The organism is Mesorhizobium silamurunense (assembly GCF_014843825.1).
GTDB classification, from domain to species: Bacteria; Pseudomonadota; Alphaproteobacteria; order Rhizobiales; family Rhizobiaceae; genus Mesorhizobium; species Mesorhizobium silamurunense.
The window spans coordinates 1-8,729 of the sequence record NZ_JHQR01000380.1 but is presented as its reverse complement, the minus strand read 5'-3'; the positions used below and the strand labels follow the sequence as shown (position 1 = coordinate 8,729).

Genomic DNA, 8,729 nt, shown 5'->3' with positions numbered 1-8,729 from the left:
GGGCGAGCGCCAGCACAAGTGTTGCCCGGCGCTCGGCCGGCAGCGCGGTCGCCTCGTCGGCGATGATGTCGAAAGCCAGCGTCAGCAGCGCGTCGCCGGCAAGGATTGCGTTCGCCTCGTCGAAGGCCTTGTGCACGGTCGGCTGGCCGCGGCGCAGATCGTCGTCGTCCATGGCCGGCAGATCGTCATGGATCAGCGAATAGCAATGCACGCATTCGAGCGCCGCCGCGACGCGCATCGCCGCCTCGTTATCCGCCGAAAACAGCGCCGCACTTTCCATGACCAGAAAAGGGCGGAGCCGCTTGCCGCCGTTGAGCACGCCATGGCGCATCGCCGCCATCAGGCGCTCCGGCCGGGCGATCTCACCGGAAAGCGGGCGCGGATCGAGGACCTGCCGCAGCAGCGCCTCGACCGTGGCGGCGCGCGCGAAAAGCGCGGATTCGAAGGCCATTTGGTCGTCTTTCATCATGGCTGGGACCGGTAGCCGACACTCAGACATTGCGCAAGAAGCCTCGCGCCATTATGCCGGAGTAGCGGGTGGCACGGGTGGGGCGGCTTGACGGAACCGATCGTCGAATATGAAAGCGAAGGGCTGGACATGGCGCGGCCGCGGCGCCTGAACCGCGCCGGTCTCAAGCGCCTTGGACGGCGCTGCCTGGTCGCGGCGATGGTTCTGGCGGCGATCCCGGTCGTGCTCACCTTCCTCTATCTGCCGCCCTTTGTGCATCCTGTCTCGACGCTGATGCTGAAGGACCTCGCGACCTTCTCCGGCTACGACCGGCGCTGGGTGTCGATCGATGACGTGGCGCCGGTGCTCATGCATTCGGTGATCATGTCGGAGGACGGGCAGTTCTGCTTCCACCGCGGCGTCGATCTCGGCGAATTGCGCGGCGTGGTCGACGATGCGCTTGCCGGCGAGGCGACGCGTGGCGCCTCCACCATCACCATGCAGACGGTGAAGAACCTGTTCCTATGGTCGCGGCCGCTGGGCAGCGTACGCAAGGTGGTCGAACTGCCTTTAGCCGTCTATTTCGATGCGGTGATGTCGAAGCGTCGCATCATGGAGATCTATCTCAACATCGCGGAGTGGGGACCTGGCATCTACGGCATCGAGGCCGCCGCGCAGCATCATTTCGGCGTCTCGGCCAAGCAATTGTCGCGCCGGCAGGCAGCACTACTTGCCGTCAGCCTGCCCAACCCGATCGCGCGCAATCCGGCGAAGCCGGGGCCGGGGTTGCGGCGGCTCGCCAATCTGATCGAGCGGCGCGCGGGCAGGTCCGGAGCGTATGTGGGTTGCCTGGATTAGGGTGAAGCGGCGCCGGCTCAAAAAATTTCGCGAGCGGCGCTGGCCAAAACGGCGCTAGGCGTGTATAGGCACCCGACTTTCTCAGATTATGGCCTCGATGCGGCCCTTTCGCGAGGGTTGCCGGGGCATTTTGACCATCTAATGGAGCATATCCATGGCCGTTCCAAAAAGAAAAACCTCTCCGTCGAAGCGCGGCATGCGCCGCTCGGCCGACGCCCTCAAGGCCCCGACCTATGTCGAGGACAAGAATTCCGGCGAAATGCGCCGCCCGCATCACATCGACCTGAAGACCGGCATGTATCGCGGCCGCCAGGTGCTGGAGCCGAAGGAAAGCTGAGAAGCTTCCACGGTTTGTGACATGTCGAAGGACCGGCCTCTGGCCGGTCTTTTTGCGTTTGTGCCGTTTTAAGCCTCAGGCTGGCCGGGGCAGCGTGTTTCCCTATGCCAAAGAACGCGGCGCTGGTGGCAATATCCGCCGGGGCCGAGGTGCTGTATCTCCTCAACATGGTCGACGCCATGTCCCGCCACGTCGGGGTGATGGGTGCAGGCAGGGCCCGGCGTCAGCACCCAACGGCATCGAGGCGGAGGAACCACATGTCTAAGCTCACCACCGCGCCGCGCGATGTCTTCCGGACGTTCATGAACTTTCCGCTGGTCGAGGACCTCGACGCGCTGAAGGCCGATGTCGCGATCATCGGCATGCCCTACGGCGATCCCTATACGTTCGACGAGCTGATCAATGACCAGACCAACGCGCCGACCGCGGTGCGGCGGGCCTCGCAATGCATCAGCCTCGGGCTCGACCGCTACGATTTCGACATCGGCGGCACCTTGTTCGATGGCCAGGACATAAAAGTAGTCGACGCCGGCGACATTCCCGGAAGCGTGGCCGACCACAGGGGCCACTACGGGCTGGCCGAGGCTGCGATCCGCAAGATCCGCACGACCGGCGCGATGCCGATCACCATTGGGGGCGATCACGGCATTCCGATCCCAATCTTCCGAGCGCTAGACGGCGAGGGTCCGATCACGCTGGTGCAGGTCGATGCCCATCTAGACTGGCGCGACAACGTCAACGGCGTCAGGGAAGGCTATTCAAGCCCCATTCGCCGCGCCTCGGAGATGGCGCATATCGGCAAGATCTTCCAACTCGGCATTCGCGGCCAAGGCAGCGCCCGCGTCGAGGAGGTGGAAGCAGCACGCGCCTATGGTTCCAACATCATCACCGCCAACGAATGGCAGGATATCGGTACTGCGGCGCTGCTGGAGCGCATTCCCGACCGCGGCCGCTACTATCTCACCATCGACGCCGACGGCCTGGATCCCGCAGTGATGCCCGCGGTCGAAGGTCCGTCACCTGGCGGCGTCAGCTACCGGCAGACGATCGAATTGATCAAGGGGCTGATCGCCAAGGGCAAACTGGTCGGCATGGACATCGTCGAGATCGCGCCGTCGCGCGATGTCAACGAGATAACCGCGATCACGGCCGGTAACATCATCCTCAACGTTATTGGTGCTGCCGTGCGCGCCGGCTACTTCAAGCGTTAGGCCGTACGCCAGCGATGTAGGCGAGAAGATGTCGGCCGGGAACCGGCTGACATCGTTATTTCATTAGGTCTTAGAGCGTGTTCGGCGCTGCCGCCGAAAAACCTTGACGGCGCGCCTGCCGCGGATTTTACAAAAGGGTGCCTCATTGGAGACGCCCAGATGTTCGGTGCCATCCCGCTGCTGATCGTGCCCTTCGTCCTCTACAATCTCGGACTGCTCGGGCTGTTCGGCGGCGGCGACGATCCATGGATGACCGAGATGTTCTCGTTCCACATGATGTCGGGCGGCGTCTTCTCGATGACGCTCGGCGACCTCATGGTGCTGATCGGGCTGATCTTCCTGTTCGTCGAGATCTCAAAATCGGTGCGCACGACCAATGCGTCGATCCTGGATCATCTGTTGTCGACGCTGGTCTTCATCGCCTTCCTGGTCGAATTCCTGCTGGTGAAGGGCGCGGCGCACTCGGTGTTCTTCACGCTGATGATCATCGCGCTGTTCGACGTGCTCGCCGGCTTCTCGGTGTCGATGCGGTCGGCGAGCCGCGATATCAACCTGAACTGAGCCAGTTCAGAAGCCGCCTTACGCCGTGGCTGCTTCGGCTTTCCTGGCGACCACGGCTTCATAGGCTGCCTGCAGTTGCTGGCGCACGGTCGGCGTGCCCGGCGGCGTCTTCACCGGCGCGCCGAGGTGTTCGTGGCGCAGTTCGTCCATGAACTGCTCCCACAGCGGCGGACCGCCTTTTTCGAGGAGCTCGGCGCGGATCGACAGCTCCTCGCTGACCGGCAGCCACACCCGACCCCAGGCGCCGAGATGCGCCATGATCGGCACCAGGGTGATCGCCATCTCGGTCAGGCTGTAGATCGCCTTCTGCTTGTGGCTGGGATCGTCGGCCTTGGTCAGCAGGCCGAGCTCCATCAGCCGCCTCAGCCGGTCGGCCAGGATGTTGGAGGCGATGCCTTCCAGCGATCCGTTGAGCAATTCGCGGAAATGGCGCCTGCCGCCGAAGATCATGTCGCGCAGGATGATGAGGCTCCAGCGGTCGCCAAAGACCTCGAGCGACAGATTGATCGGGCAGCCGGAGCGATGCTCGGTGTTCATGACAGTCTCCAAAGAACCGGTTGCATTATGATATCGGTTTGATTATCGTGCAGCAACTGATTGCAAAATGCAATCGGATTGAAAAGGAGAGAAGGATGACCGCTTTGCCGCGCCCCGAAATCGTCTCGGAAACCTTTGGCAATCCGTCCGATCCAGCGATCCTTCTGATCATGGGCGCCATGGCCTCCATGCTCTGGTGGCCGGAAGCCTTCTGCCGGCAGCTTGCCGAACGCGGCCGCTTCGTCATCCGCTACGACAATCGCGATACTGGTCTCTCGACCAAATACAAGCCGGGCGAGCCGCCCTATGCATTCGAGGACATGGTCGACGATGCAGTCCGCGTGCTCGACGACCACAGCATCCGCAAGGCGCATGTCGTCGGCATGTCTATGGGCGGCATGATCGCGCAGATCGCGGCGCTGAAATATCCGACGCGCGTCAGCGCGCTCACCGTGATCTCCAGCTCGCCGCTCGGCGTCGATACGTCCGGATTACCCGGCACGAGCCAGGCCTACAAGGAGCATTCCGCGGAAGGCGCCGATTTCGACTGGTCGAACCGGAGACAGGTGCTCGACTTCATGGTCAAGGACGCGCGGGCACTTGGCAGCACCCGGCATCCGTTCGACAGCGAACGGACACGCGCGATGATCGAGGAGGATTACGACCGTTCCGGCGGCCTCGCCAGCGCCTCCAACCATTTCCTGCTCAAGGGTGGCGGTCCGGAGCGGCGGATAAGGGACCTGACGGCGCCACTGCTCGTCATCCACGGCACCGCCGATCCGCTCTTCCCGATCGAGCACGGCGAGGCGCTTGCCGATGCGGTTCCCGGCGCCAGGCTGGTGCGGATCGAAGGCGGCGGCCACGAGCTGCACCGCAACGACTGGCCGCAAATCGTCGAAGCCATCGCGATGCATGGCTAGAGCGGTTCACCGTTTCACGGAAACGCCGAACCGCTCTATCTCTTTGTTTTGACGCAATTCCGGACGGAAAACCGCTTCACACTTTTCCTGGAATTGCTCTAGCCGGCGAGGACCAGCCTTGACTCCGGCGGTTTATGAAAATAGTTAAGTGATTACTTCAGTATTGCCTCGACGCCCGACGACAGGAAAAAAATGTCCCTGACGCTGCATTTCCATCCGCTCGCTTCCTTCTGCTGGAAACCGCTGATCGCCTTCTACGAGAACGACACGCCCTTCACGCCGGTGATCGTCGATCTCGGCGAGGAGCAATCGCGCGCGGCCTTCCTGAAGGTTTCGCCGACGGGCAAGATGCCGGCCCTGCGCGATGACGCGCGCGACCGCACCGTGCTGGAATCGACCATCGTCATCGAATATCTCGCGGCCTATTACCCCGGGCCGGTCGAGCTCATCCCCGCCGACATCGATCTTGCCATCAAGGTCCGCCAGGCCGACCGCTTCTACGACTTCTACGTGCAGGAGCCGATGCAGAAGATCGTCGGCGACCGGCTGCGGCCACAAGACAAGACCGATCCGTTCGGGGTCGAGGAGGCGCGCGCGCAGTTGCGCAATTCCTACGCCATCATCGAAAAGCAGATGCAGGCCAAGACCTGGGCGGTTGGCGAGATTTTCACCATGGCCGACTGCGCCGCTTCGCCGGCGCTGTTCTATGCGAATAAGGTCGAGCCGTTCGGCGACAGGTTCCCTGCCGTGAAACGCTACCACGACCGTCTGCTCGAACGGCCGGCCTTCTCCCGCGTGATCGAGGAAGCGCAGCCCTATTTCAAGCTCTTCCCCTATAACAACGGTTAGCCCACCATGCTGCACGATCCCGCCCAGCTCGACCTGATGTTCCAGGCGCTCGCGGATCCGGCGCGGCGCCAGATGGTGGAACGGCTGTCGCGCGGGCCGGCCTCGGTCAGCCAGCTGGCCGAACCGCTGGCGATGTCGCTGTCGGCCGTCGTCCAGCATCTCAACGTTCTCGAGGCGAGTGGCCTGGTGAGCACCGAGAAGCTCGGCCGGGTACGCACCTGCCGGATCGAGCCGAAGGCGCTCAGGGCTGCCGAGCACTGGATCAACGAGCGGCGGCTCGCCTGGGAGCGCCGGCTCGACCGGCTCGGCGATTTTCTCGCCGAAACCAAAGACGAAAACCGAGGAAAGCCGTCATGACCGAACGATCCGTCGTCCATTCCACCTTCGTCATCGAGCGCGTCTATCCGGCGGCGCCCGAAAAGGTCTATTTCGCGCTGAGCGATCCGGCGGCCAAGAAGCGCTGGTTCGTCGATCCCGACAATCCGCAGCCCAGCCGGCATGAAATGGACTTTCGCATCGGCGGCAAGGAAGTGAACGCCGGTTGTCCGAGCGATGGGCAGATGCATTTCTTCAACGCGGTCTATCAGGACATCGTGCCGAACCAGCGCATCGTCTACAGCTATGAGCTGTTGTTCGGCGAAACCCGCGTCTCGGTGTCGCTCGCGACGATCGAGCTTATCGCGGAAGGCAAGGGCACGCGACTTGTCATGACGGAGCAGGGGGCCTTCTTCGACGGCCACGATACGCCCGACACACGCGAGCACGGGACGGGCGAACTGCTCGACGCGCTCGGTGCCGCGCTGGCGGGAGCGAACTGAGGTCTTCAGTTGGCGGCGTCTATCGTCACCTGGGCGCTATCAACGCTCCTGCTCATTCTCCAGGCGACATTTCCCAGAACTGGTCGAGCCAGATGTTGAGCCTGAGGAAGCCGGCGGTGCTGACGGCATAGACGCGCCTGGTGCCTTCCGCCTTGGCCTTGACCAGGCCGGCGTCGAGCAGCACCTTTAGATGCTGGGAGACGGCCGGGCGTGAAACGGGCAACCCGGCTGCCAATTCGTTTACCGTCTTCGGACCGCGCCGGAGCTCTTCCAAGAGATAGCGCCGGTTGGGATCGGCTATCGCCACGAAAGCGTCGGAAAAAATCATGCCTTATTTGTGAGGCAAAGTTTTCCAAATCTCAACTATCGGCTTCAACCTTTGTGCGCGGGTCGAGCCGCAAGGCTTCCGGCGTGACAGCGCGGTCGGCCGGCTGCGTCTTGAAGGCATCGCGGTTTTCGATCGGAACCGGCGCGCGGGCGCGGATGCGCAGCAGCGTGTAGCCGGCAAGGCAGAGATGGGCGAGCGCGGTCGCAAGGAAGAGCGCTTCGGGGCGCAGCCAGCCCATCAGCGCCGCCGCAAGCAGCGGCCCGATCATCGTGCCGAAGCCGTAGAGCAGAAGCAGGCCGCCCGAAACCTTGACGAAATCCTCCGCCCGCGCGTGGTCGTTGGCATGCGCGACGGCGATCGAATAGAGCGTGTAGGCGAAGGCGCCATAGGCGGCGGTCAGCACGATGACGAAGACGCCCGAATGCGGCTCGATCAGGAAGATCAGCACCGCGACAAGCGCCGCGCCGAAGGCGGCGCCGGCCAGCACGAAGCGGCGGTCCGTGGTGTCGGAAAGCCGCCCCGCAGGGAGCTGCATGGCCGCGCCGGCGACGACCACCAGGCTCATCATCAGCGCGATCTCGGCGGTGGAGATGCCGATGCGGGCGCCATAGACGGCGCCGAGCGTACCCCAGGCGCCATTGGCGATGCCGATCAAAACGCAGGCTACCGCCGACACCGGCGAATTGGCGTAAAGCCCTTTGACGTCGAGCTTGACGTCCTGCAGCGGCTTCGGATGCGATTGCGTCGAGACGGCGGTCGGAATGAGCGACAGGCAGAACAGGATGCCGGTGATCATGAACAGCGAGGCCGATTTCACGTCGCCGCCGGCGACGATCATCTGGCCGCCCATGATCGAGGCATAGGTGACCATCATATAGAGGCCGAAGACGGTGCCGCGGTTCTCGTTGGTGGCTTTCTCGTTCAGCCAGCTTTCGATGACCATGAAGGCGCCGGCCATGGTGAAGCCGGTGAAGGCGCGCAGCAGGATCCAGAAATACTCGTCGATGATGAGGCCGGTGAGCAGCGCGATGATCGCGCCGGAGGCGGCGAAGGCGCCGAACGCCCTGACATGGCCGGCGCGGCGCACCAGCCGCGGCGCGAAGAAGCAGCCGGTGACGAAGCCGCCGGCCCAGGCCGTGCCCATCAGGCCGAGCGAGGCGGTCGAGAACCCTTCAACCTGGCCGCGCAGCGGTAAAAGCAGGCCATGCAGGCCGGAGGCCGCCAGCAGGAACGCGGTGCCGCGCAGCAGCGAGAGGATCGGTCGATAGGTTGCGAACATGGGCTGATCCGGCTGGAATTTTCAAAGCGCAGGTCTGTTTCAGAGGGAAGGTCTGGCAGTCGCTTTCAGGCTTTTCCGGGGCGGGCGGGCACGCCGCCAGGATTATCCTCGGCGAAACAGCGCCTCGGCGGCGGATTTGGTGGTGCCCTTGGCAGCCCGCTCTGCTTCCAGCCTGGCGATCTCCTCGCGCAGCAGGGCGATGCGCTCGGACAACTCGTCGACCGACAGCAGCGACAGATCCTGTCCGATCTCGTGCGGGCGCGGCTTCTTCTTGGGTTCGTCGTCGAAGATCGCCATCGTCGCTCCTCCCTCACTTGGCCATTTGCCTGATTTGGCAATCAGCATACATAGGGCAAGGGCGCCGATGCAAACGACCGGCAGCAACGAACCGGCACAAGGAGACGGGACACCATGGCAAGCGGACAGAAGATTCCGGCAAGGATGACGGCCATCGCGATCTCGCAGCCCGGTGGCCCCAGGGTGCTGAAGCCGGAGACGCGCGACGTGCCGGTGCCTGGTCCCGGCGAGGTCCTCATCCGCGTGCACGCCGCCGGCGTCAACCGGCCGGACGTGCAGCAGCGCC

General features: G+C 63.7%; 13 protein-coding genes and 1 pseudogene. 9 read left to right on the top strand and 5 right to left on the bottom strand.

Annotated elements, in window-relative coordinates:
• A partial coding sequence (locus DH10_RS34085; RefSeq protein ID WP_192385840.1) for a polyprenyl synthetase family protein occupies positions 1-469 on the bottom strand: 469 nt, incomplete at its 3' end.
• 129 nt (positions 470-598) lie between these two features.
• On the opposite strand from DH10_RS34085, the gene DH10_RS34080 reads away from it, so the two are divergent.
• From DH10_RS34080 to DH10_RS34065, 4 genes are all read left to right on the top strand, one after another.
• Positions 599-1,306 (top strand): transglycosylase domain-containing protein, encoded by a 708-nt coding sequence (locus DH10_RS34080; RefSeq protein WP_192257606.1) that lies wholly within the window; start codon positions 599-601, stop codon positions 1,304-1,306.
• 154 nt (positions 1,307-1,460) lie between these two features.
• A complete protein-coding gene (rpmF, locus tag DH10_RS34075) occupies positions 1,461-1,643 on the top strand; it encodes a 50S ribosomal protein L32 (RefSeq protein WP_006203806.1) in 183 nt (60 codons plus the stop codon).
• Between the two features lie 257 nt (positions 1,644-1,900).
• Positions 1,901-2,854, top strand: a complete 954-nt coding sequence (locus DH10_RS34070) for an agmatinase (RefSeq protein WP_192257578.1) — start codon at positions 1,901-1,903, stop codon at positions 2,852-2,854.
• Positions 2,855-3,013: 159 nt separating this feature from the next.
• Positions 3,014-3,415 carry a hypothetical protein gene (locus DH10_RS34065; RefSeq protein WP_192257580.1) on the top strand — a complete coding sequence of 134 codons (402 nt, stop codon included), beginning with the start codon at positions 3,014-3,016 and terminating at the stop codon, positions 3,413-3,415.
• Between the two features lie 18 nt (positions 3,416-3,433).
• Here DH10_RS34065 and DH10_RS34060 read toward each other — a convergent pair whose 3' ends face one another.
• On the bottom strand, positions 3,434-3,952 hold the full coding sequence (locus DH10_RS34060; protein ID WP_192257582.1) for a winged helix-turn-helix transcriptional regulator: 519 nt from the start codon (positions 3,950-3,952) through the stop codon (positions 3,434-3,436).
• Between the two features lie 95 nt (positions 3,953-4,047).
• Here DH10_RS34060 and DH10_RS34055 point away from each other — a divergent pair, with 95 nt between their 5' ends.
• The 4 genes from DH10_RS34055 (at position 4,048) to DH10_RS34040 (ending at position 6,539) form a co-directional block, all read left to right on the top strand.
• A complete protein-coding gene (locus DH10_RS34055) occupies positions 4,048-4,872 on the top strand; it encodes an alpha/beta fold hydrolase (RefSeq protein WP_192257584.1) in 825 nt (274 codons plus the stop codon).
• A gap of 192 nt (positions 4,873-5,064) precedes the next feature.
• On the top strand, positions 5,065-5,721 hold the full coding sequence (locus DH10_RS34050; protein WP_192257586.1) for a glutathione S-transferase family protein: 657 nt from the start codon (positions 5,065-5,067) through the stop codon (positions 5,719-5,721).
• 6 nt (positions 5,722-5,727) lie between these two features.
• Positions 5,728-6,078: an ArsR/SmtB family transcription factor gene (locus DH10_RS34045; protein WP_192257588.1), complete on the top strand. Its 351-nt coding sequence runs from the start codon at positions 5,728-5,730 to the stop codon at positions 6,076-6,078.
• Complete coding sequence (locus DH10_RS34040; RefSeq protein WP_192257590.1) at positions 6,075-6,539, top strand: SRPBCC family protein; 465 nt, start codon at positions 6,075-6,077, stop codon at positions 6,537-6,539. The genes DH10_RS34045 and DH10_RS34040 overlap by 4 nt, the downstream gene beginning before the upstream one ends.
• A gap of 52 nt (positions 6,540-6,591) precedes the next feature.
• Here DH10_RS34040 and DH10_RS34035 read toward each other — a convergent pair whose 3' ends face one another.
• From DH10_RS34035 to DH10_RS34025, 3 genes are all read right to left on the bottom strand, one after another.
• Complete coding sequence (locus tag DH10_RS34035; protein ID WP_192257592.1) at positions 6,592-6,867, bottom strand: ArsR/SmtB family transcription factor; 276 nt, start codon at positions 6,865-6,867, stop codon at positions 6,592-6,594.
• A gap of 31 nt (positions 6,868-6,898) precedes the next feature.
• On the bottom strand, positions 6,899-8,146 hold the full coding sequence (locus DH10_RS34030; RefSeq protein ID WP_192257594.1) for an MFS transporter: 1,248 nt from the start codon (positions 8,144-8,146) through the stop codon (positions 6,899-6,901).
• 102 nt (positions 8,147-8,248) lie between these two features.
• On the bottom strand, positions 8,249-8,443 hold the full coding sequence (locus tag DH10_RS34025) for a DUF1192 domain-containing protein (protein WP_192257596.1): 195 nt from the start codon (positions 8,441-8,443) through the stop codon (positions 8,249-8,251).
• 114 nt (positions 8,444-8,557) lie between these two features.
• On the opposite strand from DH10_RS34025, the pseudogene DH10_RS37445 reads away from it, so the two are divergent.
• Positions 8,558-8,729 (top strand): annotated as a pseudogene (locus tag DH10_RS37445) (NAD(P)H-quinone oxidoreductase); the annotation flags it as partial.